Here is a 544-nt window from a genome sequence, read left to right on the forward strand (position 1 = left end):
TGGGAAGGCGTGGGCCTGTGCTCGTACCTGTTGATCGGTTTCTACTACAGCAACCGCAACAACGGTAACGCGGCACTCAAGGCCTTCATCGTGACCCGGATCGGTGACGTGTTCATGGCCATCGGCCTGTTCATCCTGTTCCAGCAAGTGGGCACGTTGAACATTCAGGAACTGCTGGTGCTGGCACCGCAGAAATTCCAGGTCGGCGACTTCTGGATCACCCTCGCCACCCTGATGCTGCTGGGTGGCGCGGTCGGTAAATCGGCACAACTGCCGCTGCAAACCTGGCTCGCTGATGCGATGGCCGGCCCTACCCCGGTGTCGGCACTGATTCACGCCGCGACCATGGTAACCGCCGGTGTCTACCTGATCGCCCGTACCCACGGTCTGTTCACCCTGGCGCCGGACATCCTGCACCTGGTCGGCATCGTCGGTGGTGTGACGCTGGTACTGGCCGGTTTGGACGCCGATGTGCTAAACTACATCGAAGTAATCCTCTGCTAATCGAGCGACAGCCGGATACTCTAAATGATAATGGCTGTTG

The 544-nt window shown here is 59.4% G+C and carries 1 pseudogene; it reads left to right on the forward strand.

The features are described 5' to 3' along the window. Nucleotides 1-544 (forward strand): annotated as a pseudogene (locus ACIGDJ_RS27025) (proton-conducting transporter membrane subunit); the annotation flags it as partial.

Source organism: Pseudomonas sp. NPDC079367, assembly GCF_044542195.1.
In the GTDB taxonomy this organism is placed as follows: domain Bacteria; phylum Pseudomonadota; class Gammaproteobacteria; order Pseudomonadales; family Pseudomonadaceae; genus Aquipseudomonas.